The organism is Companilactobacillus sp. FL22-1, from assembly GCF_043951805.1.
Lineage (GTDB): Bacteria > Bacillota > Bacilli > Lactobacillales > Lactobacillaceae > Companilactobacillus.
Genome location: NZ_JBINJY010000011.1, coordinates 32,146 through 48,170, shown reverse-complemented (window position 1 = coordinate 48,170; position 16,025 = coordinate 32,146). Strand labels below are relative to the sequence as shown.

13 protein-coding genes are annotated in these 16,025 nt (G+C 38.4%); 6 read left to right on the top strand and 7 right to left on the bottom strand.

Annotation, left to right across the window (positions count from 1 at the left end):
* Window positions 1–31: 31 nt before the first annotated feature.
* Complete coding sequence (locus ACG72T_RS09965; RefSeq protein WP_395266061.1) at window positions 32–1,219, top strand: NAD(P)/FAD-dependent oxidoreductase; 1,188 nt, start codon at window positions 32–34, stop codon at window positions 1,217–1,219.
* Window positions 1,220–1,473: 254 nt separating this feature from the next.
* Window positions 1,474–2,247 carry a DUF1003 domain-containing protein gene (locus tag ACG72T_RS09960; RefSeq protein WP_395266060.1) on the top strand — a complete coding sequence of 258 codons (774 nt, stop codon included), beginning with the start codon at window positions 1,474–1,476 and terminating at the stop codon, window positions 2,245–2,247.
* Between the two features lie 20 nt (window positions 2,248–2,267).
* Here the strand turns inward: ACG72T_RS09960 and ACG72T_RS09955 are convergent, their stop codons facing one another.
* Window positions 2,268–3,443: an ammonium transporter gene (locus ACG72T_RS09955; RefSeq protein ID WP_395266059.1), complete on the bottom strand. Its 1,176-nt coding sequence runs from the start codon at window positions 3,441–3,443 to the stop codon at window positions 2,268–2,270.
* Between the two features lie 182 nt (window positions 3,444–3,625).
* On the opposite strand from ACG72T_RS09955, the gene ACG72T_RS09950 reads away from it, so the two are divergent.
* Window positions 3,626–5,653 (top strand): KUP/HAK/KT family potassium transporter, encoded by a 2,028-nt coding sequence (locus ACG72T_RS09950; RefSeq protein ID WP_395266058.1) that lies wholly within the window; start codon window positions 3,626–3,628, stop codon window positions 5,651–5,653.
* Between the two features lie 144 nt (window positions 5,654–5,797).
* On the opposite strand, the gene ACG72T_RS09945 is transcribed toward ACG72T_RS09950, so the two are convergent.
* Both ACG72T_RS09945 and ACG72T_RS09940 read right to left on the bottom strand, forming a co-directional pair.
* Complete coding sequence (locus tag ACG72T_RS09945; RefSeq protein ID WP_395266056.1) at window positions 5,798–6,157, bottom strand: DUF6483 family protein; 360 nt, start codon at window positions 6,155–6,157, stop codon at window positions 5,798–5,800.
* A 12-nt stretch (window positions 6,158–6,169) separates the two neighbouring features.
* Window positions 6,170–6,727, bottom strand: coding sequence for a cysteine hydrolase family protein (locus ACG72T_RS09940; RefSeq protein ID WP_395266055.1), 558 nt, complete (start codon window positions 6,725–6,727; stop codon window positions 6,170–6,172).
* A gap of 218 nt (window positions 6,728–6,945) precedes the next feature.
* On the opposite strand from ACG72T_RS09940, the gene ACG72T_RS09935 reads away from it, so the two are divergent.
* On the top strand, window positions 6,946–7,491 hold the full coding sequence (locus ACG72T_RS09935) for a hypothetical protein (RefSeq protein ID WP_395266054.1): 546 nt from the start codon (window positions 6,946–6,948) through the stop codon (window positions 7,489–7,491).
* A 13-nt stretch (window positions 7,492–7,504) separates the two neighbouring features.
* On the opposite strand, the gene ACG72T_RS09930 is transcribed toward ACG72T_RS09935, so the two are convergent.
* On the bottom strand, window positions 7,505–8,353 hold the full coding sequence (locus ACG72T_RS09930) for an alpha/beta fold hydrolase (protein ID WP_395266053.1): 849 nt from the start codon (window positions 8,351–8,353) through the stop codon (window positions 7,505–7,507).
* Between the two features lie 181 nt (window positions 8,354–8,534).
* On the opposite strand from ACG72T_RS09930, the gene ACG72T_RS09925 reads away from it, so the two are divergent.
* Window positions 8,535–9,239, top strand: coding sequence for a glucosamine-6-phosphate deaminase (locus tag ACG72T_RS09925; protein WP_395266052.1), 705 nt, complete (start codon window positions 8,535–8,537; stop codon window positions 9,237–9,239).
* A 214-nt stretch (window positions 9,240–9,453) separates the two neighbouring features.
* Window positions 9,454–10,824: an amino acid permease gene (locus tag ACG72T_RS09920; RefSeq protein WP_395266051.1), complete on the top strand. Its 1,371-nt coding sequence runs from the start codon at window positions 9,454–9,456 to the stop codon at window positions 10,822–10,824.
* A gap of 48 nt (window positions 10,825–10,872) precedes the next feature.
* Here ACG72T_RS09920 and ACG72T_RS09915 read toward each other — a convergent pair whose 3' ends face one another.
* The 3 genes from ACG72T_RS09915 to ACG72T_RS09905 all read right to left on the bottom strand — a co-directional run bounded on the left by ACG72T_RS09915 (window position 10,873) and on the right by ACG72T_RS09905 (window position 15,913).
* Window positions 10,873–12,072: a chloride channel protein gene (locus ACG72T_RS09915; RefSeq protein WP_395266050.1), complete on the bottom strand. Its 1,200-nt coding sequence runs from the start codon at window positions 12,070–12,072 to the stop codon at window positions 10,873–10,875.
* Window positions 12,073–12,450: 378 nt separating this feature from the next.
* Window positions 12,451–13,362: a Gfo/Idh/MocA family protein gene (locus ACG72T_RS09910; protein ID WP_395266049.1), complete on the bottom strand. Its 912-nt coding sequence runs from the start codon at window positions 13,360–13,362 to the stop codon at window positions 12,451–12,453.
* Window positions 13,363–13,378: 16 nt separating this feature from the next.
* On the bottom strand, window positions 13,379–15,913 hold the full coding sequence (locus tag ACG72T_RS09905) for an excinuclease ABC subunit UvrA (protein ID WP_395266048.1): 2,535 nt from the start codon (window positions 15,911–15,913) through the stop codon (window positions 13,379–13,381).
* Window positions 15,914–16,025 lie beyond the last annotated feature (112 nt).

The window sequence follows — 16,025 nt, the reverse complement described above, 5'->3', positions numbered from 1 at the left end:
CTATTTTTAAGACAGAAGGAGAAGGTTAATTATGGCACATATATTAGTATTAGGCGCTGGCTATGGCGGTTTAAGAGCTGCTCGTGATTTAGCTAAAGAAACCCCAGCAGGCACACAAATCGATTTAATCGATCAACACGAAAAGCATGTTGAAAAAATAGCTTTACATACTATTGCAGCAGGAACTAACCGCGCCGATGCAGTAAGCTTTGACGTTCGTTCAGTTCTTCCTTCAAATGTTAACTTTATTAAAGCAACTGTTTCTAAGTTAGATTTGGATAACAAAACAGTTGAGTTCTCTGATCACGATGACATTTCATATGATTATATCGTCGTCGCTTTAGGATTCCGTTCAGAAGACTTTGGACTTGAAGGTGCCAGCGAGAATGCCTTGATCCTTCAAGATATGGAAACAGCTCAAAATATTTATAAAAAGATAAATGAAAATATCGCTAACTACAAGAATTCTCAAGATCCTGCCGACCTGTCGATCATCGTCTGTGGTGCTGGTTTCACCGGTGTTGAAATCTTAGGTGAACTAGTTGACACTGTTAAAATCCTCAAGGCCAAGTATGATGTCCCTGAAATTAAGGTTACTTGTCTAGAAATGGCCACACGTATCTTACCAATGTTCGATGAAAACTTGGCAAGCTATGCGGTAGATTATCTAGAAAAGAATGGCATCAACTTGTTAACTGGCGCTAAGATCAAAAAGATCGAACCAAAGGCTGTTGTCTATATGGATGGCGACACGGAAAAGAGTGTTGCCGGTAGTACGATTCTTTGGACAGTTGGTGTCAGCGGTTCTGATGTTATCTCCGATTCTGGCATTGAGGCTAGAAGAAACCGTGTTATGACAACTGAATTCCTCAACTTAGAAGAACACCCCGAAGCATACTTTATCGGTGATGATTCAGCAATTATTCCTAAGGGTCAAGAACGTCCTTACCCAACAACTGGCCAATTAGCTACTGCTGAGGGTGCTGGAGCAGCCTTTAATATCGCTGCTGCCTTGAATGGTAAAGATCTCAAACCATTCTCTTATCACTCACTAGGTACAGTCGCTTCACTTGGACAAAATCATGGTATTGCCGAAATTACCGACAAGAACTTGAAGTTCAAGGGAACTATGGCTTCATTGTTGAAACATCTTTCCGCTGATCGTGGAATTATGGAAATCGCTGGTATCAAGACAGCAATTAGAAAAGGTACAATTTAATCTATTTAATAAGCTTGAATCTAGGCTAAAATGCCTATTTTTCACATAAAAAAGTTCCAGTGACTTTAACCTGTAAAATGGTTGAGCTACTGGAACTTTTTTTATGGAAATTTTAAATCTAAGTCATGTTGGTGAGGTAGATTTAAAAAAGTCATACCTCACTTGCTATTATCGAAAATTCTTTAAGTTGGTTTTTTTGCTTTAATTTTTTCCCCCCTTTATACTGAGTCTGTATTTATTCAAGGGGGTGCATTATGGCAATCCAAAAGAATCAAATTTGTATTATTTGCGGAAAACATTTTACGATCATGGAGGGGCTTTTCTTAAGAGACCTCAGTGGACAATTGCGAGAACAAATTCTCAAAACTAATAGTTTTGCGAAACAGTCCTCGTTTATTTGCTTAAAGGATTTACAGAAGTTAAGAATCGATCAAATGCAGGCAGTTATCGATCAAGAACGTAAAACTGATCAAGCAACGAGCGACAAACTCAAAAAAGAAATGGCCAAAGATACTTATGTCATCACCAATCTCAATGATACCGTCTATGGTAAAAGGTCAACTGGACAAAGACTAGCTGATGCAGTAGCCAAATTTGGTGGTAGTTGGGGATTTATTATCGCCTTTCTAATTATCCTAATAGTTTGGATGACGATCAATGTCGTACACTTCTTAGGCGTTAATTTTGATCCGTATCCATTTATACTACTGAACTTATTCTTGAGCTGTGTGGCCGCAATACAGGCTCCTATCATTATGATGAGTCAGAACCGACAGGCCGAGCGTGACCGTTTTGATTCAGAAAATGATTACAAGACCAATATGAAATCAGAAATGGAGATCCGGATCTTACACGAAAAATTGGATCAGCTGAATGAAGTCAAATGGCCTCACATCTTAGATATTCAGAAGATGCAAATTGAAGTCCTCAGCGAGATCGAAAATGAAATCCAATCACTCAAGGCTAGCGATGAAAAGAAACGTGAACGTAATACTCGCCACCCAACACGTGAACAAAAAAATCTCTAGTTTAAATTAAAGAGCTTTTTTTAAGCTATTTTAAGATTGGGCAGTCCGACATCTTCTCTAAATAGTCGTTTCAAAACTTGCACGATGACAACGCTAATTACTGAGACATAGATAATAGTAAATATAACGCCGAAAGTTTGCATTCCCAATTGTTTTAAACCACCACCATAAAATAAACCATTAGTTGTAACGGCGTTATTAACCGACTTGGTGGCAAATAATCCTACTGCTAGCGAACCGATAATTCCGCTGATACCATGACAACCAAAAATATCTAAATAATCGTTGAGATGTAGCCGATATTTCAAATAATTCATGAAATAAAAACTACCGGCTGCTGAAATAATTCCAATGATAATTGAACCGAAGACCGTTACATATCCAGTACCAGGCGTGATTCCTACTAATCCACAAATACTACCTGTACAAATACCGCTGAGTGTGACATGACCTTTAAAAATTTGTTCCAAAGCCATCCAAGTCATCAAAGCTGTGCAAGCTGCTACCGTGGTGGTGAAGAAAGCATTGATTGCTGGAAAGCCAATATTCAAAGCACTACCAGCATTGAAACCATACCAACCGACCCACAAAAGAGCCGTTCCCATTAAAATCCATAAAGGATTACCTTGCACCTGTTCATTGTGATACTTGTAAGGTTCTCGCAAAGTAATCGCCAAGATCATCGCTGTGATGCCAGCATTAATATGAATAACAGTTCCACCAGCGAAGTCTAAGACACCCAATTGAGCTAAAAAACCATTGGCAGACCAAACGATATGAGCTAGTGGATAATAAATGAACAAAGACCACAAGGTAACAAACAACAAGATAAACTTGATTTTAACTCGACTAGCGACTGCCCCTAAAAAAAGAGCTGGGGTCAAGATAGCAAACATCATCTGAAATATTAAATATACAGAAGTCGGCAATTTTGTCGTGCCATAGACAGACGATAAGTCTATCCCTGACAAAAATAAATGGTTAAAATTGCCGATCAATCCTAAACTGTTACCTTCAAATGAAACTGGAAAACCGATCACGATCCATAAAAGACCGGCCAGACCGAACATTAAAAAACTATCAAATAAAATTCTCGTGACATCTCTTTGGGGTACAAAACCGCTGTAAAACACGGCAATTCCTGGAACCATTAACCAGACCAATATTGCTGAAAGAAGCATAAATACCACATTCATACCAATCACATTCTTTTCTTTTATAGTCTTTTTATTTAATTTCAGTATTGTATAACTAAATCATTTTCATGTATACCAATATGTGTTTTGGATGCCAATCATATAAATTTTTAAATTTTAACAAAAAAACTATAATTAGAACTGTGTAAACAGCACCAGGAATTGGTAAAAAGGAGATAAGCATGAAAAAGAGAAATTCATCATTATCGGCTCTAGGTATGCTGATAACACTGGGTATCGTCTATGGTGATATCGGTACATCACCTTTATACGTTATGAACGCCATCTTAAACGATGCTGGAACGATGGCCGACGCAAAACCTGAGTATATCATCGGCAGCGTTTCTTTAATTTTCTGGACTCTAATGCTTATCACTACGATCAAATATGTTTTGATTGCTATGAAAGCTGATAACAAAAAAGAGGGTGGTATCTTTGCCCTCTATGCTCTAGTCCGTTCACAAGGAAAATGGTTGATCATCCCCGCTTTAATCGGTGGGTCTGCCATTTTAGCCGACGGAACTTTGACCCCTGCTGTTACGGTAACTTCTGCTATTGAAGGTATCAAAGGCCAAAGTTTTGGTCATCTTACTTTTTCTAACAGTCAACACATCGTCTTGATCATTGTCACGATAATTTTGTTAACGATCTTTATTATTCAAAAGTTTGGAACAGAGCGAATTGGACGTTCCTTTGGTCCAATCATGTTCATCTGGTTCAGTTTTATTGGGATTGCTGGGTTACTTAATATGACTAACGATCTCAGTGTTCTCAAGGCCTTATCGCCAATTTACGCTATCCAAGTCTTATTCAGTCCAGTTAATAAGGTTGGAATCTTCATCCTTGGCAGTGTTTTTCTAGCCACTACTGGTGCTGAAGCTTTATATTCAGATATGGGACAAGTTGGAAAGCATAATATTTATGCTACCTGGCCTTTCGTCTACTTAATGCTGATGCTTAATTATCTCGGTCAGGCCGCCTGGGTGATTTCTAATTATCAAGACAGTCGTTATAACGTTACGGGTATCAATCCGTTTTATCAAATGTTACCAGAGCAGTTTAAAATTTTTGCCATTATCATCGCAACTTTAGCAGCAATTATTGCCTCACAAGCTCTAATAACTGGCTCGTTTACTTTAGTTCAAGAAGCAATCGGTCTAAAGATCTTGCCAATGCTTAAAGTTAAATTCCCCGGCAAACTACAGAGTCAACTTTATATTGAGGCAGTGAATTGGATTCTTTGTCTGATCACGGTCAGTATCGTCTGGGGCTTTGGTACATCCGAACACATGGAGGCAGCCTATGGTTTGGCCATCACGATGACAATGCTAATGACAACCATTCTTCTGCATCAGTTCTTGATCATGAAGAAGCATCGTTTGTTTGCCAACTTTTTCTTGGTCCTCTTTTTTGCTTTGGAAGGCCTCTTCTTCGTCTCCAGCATCATAAAATTTGTTCATGGCGGTTACGTAACGATCATCATCACAGCCGCAATTCTATTGATTATGGTCGTCTGGTACTTTGGAAACAAGCGCCGTGATGCTTATATGGCTGAGAGTGAAAATGTTCATTTGACTGATTTCATCCCTCAACTAGAAAAACTCAGTCAAGATGAAAATATCCCCACTTACTCGACCAATTTAGTCTACATGTTGAAGATGGGCCCTAATCATACCTTGAAAAGATCGATCATTTATTCGATTTTGGATCAAGATCCGAAACGGGCTAAAGTTTACTGGTTCATCACTGTCAATCAAACTAGTGCCCCTTACGAATGCAACTACAGCGTTGATATGATGGGAACAAGAAACGTCGTTGACGTTACCTTGAATCTCGGTTTCAAAAAATCACAACATGTGAATATTTACATTAGACAGATCATCACTAGCTTATTAGATCAACATATTATTGATGACCAAACACCTACTTACTCAATGGTCAAAGATCGACACGTAGGCTCTTTCAAGTTCGTCATTCAAAATCAACAGTTCCAGGATTTAGGCGCCCAAGAATACATGCGGGGACTCGACCGTTTCTTGATTGGTGGACGTCTCTTGCTACAAAACCTCACTATTTCTCCTGCCCTTTGGTTCGGTTTGGAATTTAGCGACGTTGTTGAAGAAAAAGTTCCTTTGTTCTTAGGAAGTCACTTCGATCAATATTTAACGGAAAAAGAGATTTGTAATACTCGCCCAAAAATTCACCGCTAAAGTAAAACACTCCTCTACTTCTGGATCATTCCTCACGGGTTTATATTGATTCTTATAAAGAAAACACCACCATGAATGTTAGACAATCTAACATTTATGGTGGTGTTTTAAAAATCAATAAAGCTTTTGTTAATAGAATTATTCTTAGTAGATATTTTCATCGAATTTCTCAATCTTTTTTAAACCAACAGTCAAACTCTCAGCCGTTATTTGACTATTACCCCGCAGCTCTTTTCCACTCAATTTTGAATAGAACCACGTACCTAATTTTACAAAGTTTGTCTCGGATAATCCATATTGTAATTGCAATATTCGGTGAGCCGCTTTAGCGTACTGTTTTTCATCTAACAACTTTTCAATCTCAGTCTGATGAGGTAATTTTTCTGCTTCTTTTTGGGGAAAGACAACTTCAATTTCCTCAGCTTTGCCTTTAGATAAAGTGGCCCCTAGTCCTCTGGCAAAGGAATTGATCTGTCTCATGATCCAATCATTTTCATCTTCCATGAAAAACATCTCCTAGTCGACTATTTTGGCTCCTAAACAATTTTTGAAATGATCCAATGCCCATTCATGCCCTGCCTGATTAAATGACGCTACGCCCGATTCATGGATAACTAATTGATAATTTAGATTGTACGCATCGACAGCCGTATGAAGTACACAAATATCCGTACAGACACCAACTAAATGCAAAGTATCAACTTTTCGTTCCCGTAAGCGTAAATCGAGATCAGTTCCAGCAAAAGCACTGTATCTAGTCTTATCGAATAGTTTGACTTGCTCACCATCATTATGACCGTCGTACCAATCCTTCAGACCTCCAAACAGTTCTCTTCCCCAAGTTCCCCGCACGTTATGGATCGGAAATAATTTCGTCTCGGGATGATATGGATCATTCGCCTTGTGGACGTCAGTCGGAAACCAAACTCGATCTCCATCTTGATACATTTTGGCAGCTAAATCTAAAATACTTTTTTCGATAGCTTGACCTGGCTTCCCGCAAGTTAAGGCTCCCTGGTCGGCCACAAAATCATTCGTATAGTCGATAATCAATAACGCTTGATGTGAAGACATAGCATTTCCCACTTTCTTCTAGTTATTTGGTTATAATGAAAGTATTCCGAGAATGACAGTTTTAGTCAATCAATCTGCATATTGAATTTATTTTAATTTTTATATCGTAATTTATACGTAGAGACGAATCGACTACCTATTTATCCTGTAGTCTAAGCTGTATCACATTTCACCATGTTATAATCAAGGCATATTTGGCTGGTTAGGAGTTCTTACTAATGCACAAAAAACAGCGTAATTCGATCAATAAAGTCTATCTAAGTATTGCACTTATCATCGTAGTTATTTTTGCTGGGCTATTATCATTTTTTACTCTTAGAACACCTAGTAAAGTAGTCCAGAATAATCAAGCAACTAGCCATCCTAAAGTTGAATACAAGAATATCAAAAAGAATCTTGACCAAAAATTTAATCAAAATGGTTCCATCGTAACCATCAAAGAAGAACATAATATCAACGATAAAACTAGTAAATATCCTCACACCGTCATCATAGTCAAATTAACCGATACTCAGACGCAGAAGTATCTCAAAACCACTTATGAAGCTGTCCAAAATAATCAAGCCAATGATGACCAAAAACTCTATATCTACTCGATTCAAAAGATCATCTCCGATCAGGCTAAAAAGCTTCACAATAATTACGATGTGATTCAATTCGTCTACAAAGATGGCGATAAATACATCCCTATCGCTAGTTCTCAAAAAAACAAGTTTTTAATTCAACCTGTAAAAATCATTCAAGACAAAAATATGGCAGCCTGACGGCTGTCATATTTTAATTGATTGCTTCGGTTTTCTTCTCTGTAGTTTCGTCAAAATGAATTATTTTCTCAGCCACTTCAGCTGGTTTCTCAATCATTGCCAAATGACCGGCGCCCTTAATATCTTCCATTTGTAAATCAGGCACTCGACCAATTGTTGCTTTGGCATCTTTGATACCCTTTTCCGTCAAAATCTGATCATCTTCGCCAAACAAAGCAAGCGTTGGAATGTTGAAACTTCTAAGGCGTTTGTTCAATGGCTTTTCACCTAAATAATCCAAAGCCATCTTCTGCAATTTCTTAGCTACTTTATGATCAACGGCATTGGCTGCTTTGTCCACGATCTTAGGATCTTTCAAGGCTGAACGATCAAAGTCTTTGGCAAAGTATAGTCCTGCTTTAACGGGGGACTTAGCCAATTTACCAAAGAGTGGAATGTTAGCTACTGCCGAATGAGCATCCATGTCAGCATATTTATCTGTTGCGGGCGTGTTCAATAAAATCAACTTATTGACTGTAAAGCCACGCATTTCAGCCATATTTACGGCAATCAGACCACCGACTCCGTAACCAAAGATCACTAACTTGTTAGCTACTTTAGCACGTGCCATTGCCTCCAACAAGTTCCAAGCTTGGGTATCGATCGTATAATGGTCGTTTTTGGCATTGGAAGATTTGCCCTGTCCCAAAAGATCCAAGGCGACGATTGTTTGATATTTTTTCTTTAAAAAGGGAATGATTTCATTAAAATAATCAATCGATCCATTGATACCAGGGACAAGCACAATGATACTGTCGCTGTCATATGGTCCGATCATATTTGTATTGACGCTTCCTTCAGATGTAGATAATATTTTTTCCAAATTTATTCTGCCTCTTTAAGTTTTTACTCTTAGTTAAAAATATACCTAACTTGTGAAGATTTTGCATTGATTCTGGCAATTTTTAAACTATTTTTATTTAATCTCAGTATTATATTGACAATTTCCTTAAAATGCATTAGATTGGACTAGACCAGAAATATAGAGATGGGAGATTTATATAATGAACATAATTAAAGTTAAAGATACCCAAATGGGCGGTAAAGAAGCTTTTAAGCTTGTTAAAAATGACATCGAAAATGGTGCCAAAGTTTTAGGATTAGCAACTGGAAGCAGCCCTATTACTCTTTATAACGAAATGACTGCTAGTGACCTCGATTTCTCCAATATGACATCAGTTAACTTGGATGAATACGTTGGCTTACAACCAGACAACGAACAAAGTTACCACTACTTCATGAATGAACACCTCTTCAGCAAGAAGCCTTTCAAGAATTCATATGTTCCTGATGGCTCAAATCCTGATGCTCAAGCTGCTACAGCTGCTTACGATAAGATCATTGAGGAAAATCCTATCGACTTGCAAATTCTTGGTATCGGTAGAAATGGTCACATTGGTTTCAACGAACCTGGCTCACCATTTGATGGTAAGACTAGAAAAGTTGGTTTGACAGAATCTACTATCGAAGCAAATACTCGTTTCTTCGAAGACGAAAAAGACGTTCCACGTTTTGCTTACTCAATGGGTATTGGTTCAATCATGAAAGCTAAGAAGATTATCTTGTTAGCTTACGGTGAAAATAAAGCTGACGCCATTGCTGCTACAGTTGACGGACCTGTGACTGAAGATTGTCCAGCCAGTGCTTTGCAAAACCATCCTGACGTAACTATCATCTTAGATGATGCAGCTGCTTCAAAATTAAAATAATTGCACTTAATTCTTGGGAGATTGAATGACTCATTCGTCTCCTAATTATCATGATCAAATATTAGATACCCCTGATTCGAGTTTGGAATCAGGGGTATTTTTGGAATCATTTTTTCAAAATTGACTGCCTTTTTCTTAGTTAATATTTTTGGTTGACAACAACTTTTAAAGACATGTAATCTAAGTAGGTTGTATTTAGGTGGTTAATTTAATTATGAAAGAAAAATTGTTTAAAAAGTCCGACTATAAAGAATTTATGGCCGGCGATTCTCATTTTGAAAAAGTTCTGACCCGTGGAAATCTCATTTCGATGGGAATCGGCGCCATTATCGGAACGGGTATCTTTATCTTACCTGGTATCGTCTCTTATGGAACTGCTGGACCAGGGATTACTATTTCCTTTATTCTAGCGGCTATTGTCTGTATCTTAACTGCCATGTGCTTCGCCGAATTGTCATCAACCTTTCCCGTAGCTGGTAGTACTTATTCTTATGGCAGCATTATTTTTGGCCAGTTCCCTGGCTGGTTGATTGGCTGGGCATTATGTCTAGAATACGTTCTGGGCGTTTCTGCCGTCTCTTCTGGTTTCTCGGCCTACTTTGTGAGTCTGATGAAAAGCTTCGGCTTGGTGCTTCCTAAGGCCATTATCGGCCCATTTGAACCCAGTAACGGTTCATTTATCAATCTTCCTGCTATTATCGTTTTAGTGTTGATTTATCTTTTATTGCGTCGAGGCATTCAAGCTTCTACCAAAATGAATACGGTGATGGTTTTCGTGAAAATTGCCGTCGTGTTAACTTTTATTGTCGTGGGTATTTTTTACATCAAGCCTGCAAACTACCATCCCTACTTTCCTATGGGTAGATTTGGTGTCGTCAAAGGAGCTGCTTTAGTTTTCTTTGCTTATCTAGGTTTTGACGTCATTCCCTCTTCAGCCCCTGAAGTCAAAAATCCCCAGAAGAACATTCCTATCAGTATTATGATCTCCCTGGCGATCTGTGCCATTTTATACGTGATCCTTTCAGCAGTTTTGACCGGAATGGTCAATTACAAGCATTTAAACGTAGCTGACCCCGTAGTCTTTGCTTTAAATTACGTTAAATTAGGCAAAATTGCCTTCCTAATCAATATTGGTGCCTTGGCAGGAATGTTTACCATGATGCTCAACACAGTCTACGGTGGCTCAAGACTGATCTACGCCTTAGGTCGGGACAAAATGATTCCCGAAGCTTTTGGAAAAATTGATCAAAAAGCTAAAATGCCCATCATTTCCTTGAATATGATCACTCTTTTAGCAGTTTTACTAGGTGGCTTCGTTTCGTTAAAAGAACTGACTAGTTTGGTTAACATCGGTACCTTAGTCTCCTTCACTTTCGTTGCCGCTGGTATCATCAAACTACGTCATCGTTTAGACGTTCCGAAAAGTGAATTTAAAGTTCCCTTTTATCCAGTTTTACCAGTCATTTCCGTCATTTTATGTCTGATCTTAATGACCCAAGTCAGCATCAATTCTTGGATCACTTTCCTCGCTTGGTTCGCCATTGGCGTAGTAGTTTACTTTGCTTATGGCTATCGAAAGAACTGATCAGTGAACTCAAATACCAAATAACCCGCTAAATCCTAGTTGAAGAATTTAGCGGGTTATTTGATATTTTTTTAATTTTGATAAAAAGTACATTATTAAGGCCACACCAATAATGATGGGACTAAGAGTAATGGGAAAGAAAAATAACAAGAAGATTCCACTGACTAGTGGCGATAAGAGAACACTCATCAACGTTGTTGCCACTACTGCTGTTACCAACAACATATCAAACTGGGGTACGATTTTAGCGACCGCAAATCCCAACGTCATTGCTGCAAAAGTAATCGGAAAGATGTCTCCCCCACGCCAGTTTAAGTTCAAGCACCAGGCTAAAAAAATCAGTTTCAATAAAGCCATTGTTAACAAAAATTCTGGCGTTTCCTTTGACCAAGCTCCTGTCAAGAGATGCAGACTGTGTTGGCCCGAGAACAATAAGTCAGGAGCAAGATATGAAACAAGAATGATACCGAGCATCCCGATAAAAATCTTGACTGTCAGAGAAATCTCTAACCGCTGCAATTGCTTGACCAATATTTGATATATCACTTTGATCAGCTTGCCAAAAATTGCAATCACAATCATCAAAACCGGCACGATCCATAATTGTTCAATTTGCCAGTGCGATTGACCTAGCTTAGTAATAAAGGAAGGCTGATCCGTTTGCCGCAGCAATAAGCCAAAAGCTAAAACTCCATTGATGGCAAAAACAACGTAGAGTAGCTTTTTTTGCTTGATCAACTTCGGCTGTTTCGGAGCTAATTTTTCATCATAGCTTTGTCGATACTTAAAAGGATTAAAGAGTCGTTTAAATACATCTGTCTTTGGCAAATCCTTCAACTCATCATATTGAAAATAAAGATAACGTAAATTATCCGCTTGCCAAATCGACAGTGAGATTATGGCACTCAATAAAGCCGCCTCTGGACCGACACCAGCACCAAATACTAAGACTACCAAGGTGACTAATAAATTTAAAAAGACATCCTGATAATCAATCGTACGTCTCTGTTTCAATTCTATTAAAGAATCATGAGCCGTTTTAGGAAGATTTGGCCAATGGCTGAGTAAAAAGTACAAAAATCCACTGCCAATGATTATTAATATCGTCTGGAAAATGTGGTTGCTATCTGTCCAAATTAGATCCGAAAGTAAGCCCTCTAAAATCAAAAAGGCTGCTGCTATAACACCGATAACAGCACTTAAGTATAGGCCATAGCCAAACATTGCCAATCTCTTAATTTGTATCACCTCTCAGTTGTATATTGAAAAATTATAAACTGATTGTTAAGAGACATCTAGTTACTTGCGAAATTTCTCAACAATAAATCAACTTAGGCTTTAATTTGGGAACAAAAAAAGGACCTGCACATCTGCAGATCCTCGTGGTAAGGTGCAATGATTTTCCAAACGCATACACGCCAACCATTTACCCTTACCTCGGTTTGGCACCGTCACGTAGTATCGCATGGAGGTACTTATAAGTCAATATTTTTTAATTTCCGTATTCGTTTTCACATGTTCAAGTGTCAAAGCCCTTGTCGCTGTAAGTATTAGCAAAAGATGTTTCACATGGAACATCTTGTATAAAGACACTTGTTCGCCCCAAGATATGGTAGGAGGACTGGGTTAATCATTTTGAATTGAATCACTCAACTCTGTGCATAGTTTATGACTCAAAATTGCTGATTCTGGACTAACTGGATTGTCAGCTCCTGTGGTCACAGCAGTTAAAAAGGCCCGAATAATCGGATCAAATCCCCGAGTTACTAAAGTATTTTCCCAATCAGGACGTGCTGTTTGTGTAATCATCCCTGTTTGATAAGTCTGTAATAAATTAAGGTTAGTAACTACTTGACGGGTATTAACTCCCTGAACCGTCGATAGTTCAAGATTGCTACCACCCGCCATATTAGTGATTATTTGAGCCTGACTCTTAGCCGTTTGCAAAGTGATATAGCCCTGTTCCAAATTACCATCTTTAGTCACTAAGAAATTACTAACGTGCTGAATCTTTTCGTCCAATAAATATACCGCCGTGTCGATAGAGTGAATCATCAAGTCAAAAATAGCAAATTTCGTCGATTGGACTGCTTGTTCTCGAATTTTTTCTGAGACGATTGTTCTTTTATCAGTGATTTTTTTCAATTCCTGATTAAAAGGCGCAAAACGACGATTGAACCCACAAGTTAAGAGGAGTTGTTTTTTAGCTGCTAACTGGTACAGAGCTTCCACTTCATGTAGATCTTCTGAAATTGGCTTATCAACGTACACATTTATTCCTGAACTAAGCAATCGTTTGATGATTTGATAGTGTGTTTCGGTCGGAGTATGTACAAAAACCGCCAGTGGCTTTTGTGCAATCAGCTGATCTAAGGTTTGATGAAAATGCTTGAATCCATATTTTTGTTCGAGCATTTTACCTTTAGCCTCGTTACGAGTTGTCAGATGCCATTCAAATTGATCTTGCAACGTTGCCATAACGGGTAAATATGCCTTTTGAGCAATATTTCCTAAACCGATCACACCAATTTTTTCCATTTTTTTCACCTCAAAATTAATCTTCATTAAATAGTTGTAAATGTGCTTTTAGATATTTACCAGTCAAACTAGCAGGATTATTAGCCACCTCTTTGGGTGAACCAGTAGCGACGATTTTACCACCGTTAACTCCACCCTCAGGACCTAAATCAGTAATATAGTCGGCATTGGCAATAATATCTAAGTCATGCTCAATCACAATGATGGTCGCATGTTTTTTCAAAAGTTTGTTAAAGACACCTAGTAATACGCCAACATCTTTCGGATGTAATCCGACGCTGGGCTCATCAAAAATGAACAATTGATTCTTCTGACTGCGCTTCATGTAGGTAACTAATTTCAGACGTTGTGCTTCCCCACCAGATAAAGTTGGAGTGCTTTCGCCTAATTTGAGATAACTTAAGCCAATATTGATCAAGACATCTAAGGTATTTTTAATGCTAGGTACATCTTCAAAAAAGTCTCTAGCTTCGCGCACCGACATATCAAGAATTTCAGCAATATTTTTCCCATGCCAAGTAATATTCAAAATATCTTGTTTATAGCGATTGCCATGACAGACGGGACATGTTTGAACCATGTCGGGCAAATATTGAATATCCAAAGTGATAACACCAGTGCCACCGCAATTAGGACAAGCACCTTGTTTATTATTGTATGAGAAGTAAGTAGCCGTGTACTTTTTAGCTTTTGCTGCTGGTGTCTGGGCAAAAATCTTTCTTAATTGATCCAAAGTCTTGGTATAAGTACCGACTGTTGAACGAACATTCTTGCCAATCGGTACAGAATCGACCTTGACGATATTTTTGATTCCAGCTGGGTCGACGCTTTTGACATAACTTGGTAACTTATCACCGGTCAACTGATTGTTTAGCGCTGGTACCAAACTTTCAAATATCAAAGTGGTTTTCCCAGACCCAGACATCCCCGAAACGACATTGAGTGACTCTTTACTAAACTTAGCTGTCATCCCATGAATATTATAACGGTCTCCAATTTCGACTTGGAGAGTACCCTTTTGAAATGGTTTTTGGACAGGATGTTTGATTATTTGAGCCGTCCCAGTCAAATATGGCTGAATTACCGATTGCTGATTTGCTTCAATCTCCTTGACCGTTCCTTGACTGATGACTCTACCGCCATCTTTTCCTGAATCAGGACCAATTTCAATTACATAGTCGGCGGCAGCAATAATACTAGTATCATGGTCGACCACGATCAACGAGTTACCTAATTGGACCAATTCTCGCAAAATTTTGATCAGACCAGTGACATTGGCAGGATGTAAACCCACGCTTGGTTCATCAAGCACATACAAGACACCAGTCATCTGATTGCGAATCGTTCTAGCTAATTGAATTCGTTGCAATTCTCCAGTTGATAAAGAATTACCTGCTCGTGAAATAGCTAAATAATTCAAACCTAAATCAACGATTGGTGCTAACAATTCCAATAATTCATTGGTTAAATTTTTGCCTAAAGCTTGCATATCATGAGGGAGCCATTTCATAATTTCTTTGCAAAAATCTTGTAATTGAGAAATCGTAAAATTCGATACTTCGGCAATATTTTTCCCGACTAACTGATTCGTAAACAATTTGGGATTAAACCGGCTACCATGGCAATCTGGACAAATCTTTTCGGAATAAAATCTTTCCAATCTAGTCAAAGTATTCTCATTTTTAGTGCTTTTAAGACTATTCTTCACAGCCGCGATGGCATTTTCATAGAGCGCATTTAATCTAAAAGAGCGACCGGTCTTCGTTGGTACCAAAATCTCTTTGCGTTGTTCTGGTCCATTGATAACAATATCTTGCTCTTTCTTAGTTAAATCTTGAAATGGCACATCGGTTCTAACACCTAGTTCTTTAATGACCTCTTTTTGTAAGGTTCGACCAGGTAAATTCCATGATAAAACAGCTCCTTGATCAATTGTTAAAGATCGGTCAGGAATGATTTTATCTAACTCAATTTCTTTGAGAAAACCGGTTCCTTGGCAAGTTGGGCAAGCACCGTCAGAGTTAAAGGCAAAATCCTCCGCCCCAAAAATCCTGAATTTGACGCCACAAACCGGACAAGTTAGCTGTCCCATAGCCTCATCAGAAGTTGGCAGATCCATTAATTGGGAAATTTTCAGCGTCGGATCAAGTCGATGTCCATTCGGACAAAGGACTGAGGCTAAACGAGAAAACATCAATCGTAAAATATTCAAACTTTCAGTCATTGTACCAACAGTTGAACGAACACTGGGAACGACTGGTCTTTGCCGTAATGCAATTGTTGATGGTAAATTCTTGATATCCTTCACATCGGAACGGCCAACTTGAGTGATCCGTCGTCTCGTATAAGTCGATAATGCATTGAGATATTTACGGGCACCTTCAGAATAAATCGTATCCATTGCTAAGGAAGACTTTCCTGAACCGGAAACACCGGTAATAGCTACAAAAGAATTTAATGGGATTTTGACGTTAAGATCTTTCAAGTTATTAGCATTGGCTCCAGTAATCTCAATATTATCTGGAATATAATTCTTGTGTCTAATTGTCATAATTGCTCCCTTCATCCGTTGCACTGATTATAACATTGTCCTTAACTTCTTAGAAAAATAAGGTTTATCGTCTGTAACGCTATAACGATAAAACATGACGATAGTTCTTTTG

Coding starts and splice junctions, on each gene's coding strand:
- ACG72T_RS09965 (WP_395266061.1), top strand. CDS start 32: ATGGCACATATATTAGTATTAGGCGCTGGCTATGGCGGTTTAAGAGCT.
- ACG72T_RS09960 (WP_395266060.1), top strand. CDS start 1,474: ATGGCAATCCAAAAGAATCAAATTTGTATTATTTGCGGAAAACATTTT.
- ACG72T_RS09955 (WP_395266059.1), bottom strand. CDS start 3,443: ATGAATGTGGTATTTATGCTTCTTTCAGCAATATTGGTCTGGTTAATG.
- ACG72T_RS09950 (WP_395266058.1), top strand. CDS start 3,626: ATGAAAAAGAGAAATTCATCATTATCGGCTCTAGGTATGCTGATAACA.
- ACG72T_RS09945 (WP_395266056.1), bottom strand. CDS start 6,157: ATGGAAGATGAAAATGATTGGATCATGAGACAGATCAATTCCTTTGCC.
- ACG72T_RS09940 (WP_395266055.1), bottom strand. CDS start 6,727: ATGTCTTCACATCAAGCGTTATTGATTATCGACTATACGAATGATTTT.
- ACG72T_RS09935 (WP_395266054.1), top strand. CDS start 6,946: ATGCACAAAAAACAGCGTAATTCGATCAATAAAGTCTATCTAAGTATT.
- ACG72T_RS09925 (WP_395266052.1), top strand. CDS start 8,535: ATGAACATAATTAAAGTTAAAGATACCCAAATGGGCGGTAAAGAAGCT.
- ACG72T_RS09920 (WP_395266051.1), top strand. CDS start 9,454: ATGAAAGAAAAATTGTTTAAAAAGTCCGACTATAAAGAATTTATGGCC.
- ACG72T_RS09910 (WP_395266049.1), bottom strand. CDS start 13,362: ATGGAAAAAATTGGTGTGATCGGTTTAGGAAATATTGCTCAAAAGGCA.
- ACG72T_RS09905 (WP_395266048.1), bottom strand. CDS start 15,913: ATGACAATTAGACACAAGAATTATATTCCAGATAATATTGAGATTACT.